The sequence below is a fragment of the Isoptericola croceus genome (assembly GCF_029382255.1).
GTDB lineage: Bacteria > Actinomycetota > Actinomycetes > Actinomycetales > Cellulomonadaceae > Isoptericola > Isoptericola croceus.
In genome coordinates, this window is sequence record NZ_JARLLG010000531.1 from 1 (window position 1) to 253 (window position 253).

Consider the following 253-nt stretch of genomic DNA (forward strand, 5'->3'; position numbering starts at 1 on the left):
GGACCGGCCCGGCACCAGCCTGGAAGTCTTCTCCCGCATCGCCGGCGAGAACATCACCGTCGACATGATCGTGCAGAACATCGGCGAAGAGGGGCTGGCCGACATCTCGTTCACCGTGCTCAAGGACGACCTGGAGCCGACGCTGGCCGTCGTGGCCGAGTCCGTCGAGAAGATCGGCGCGAAGGGATTCAACTACGACGATCGCGTGGCGAAGATTTCGGTCGTCGGCCTGGGCATGGCCCATCAAACCGGC

Annotated in this window: 1 protein-coding gene; it reads left to right on the forward strand. The window is 64.4% G+C overall.

The window, feature by feature from the left end; all coding sequences use genetic code 11:
• Positions 1–253 (forward strand): ACT domain-containing protein (locus tag PZC42_RS22030; protein ID WP_277214348.1); only part of this gene is annotated, 253 nt, incomplete at both ends.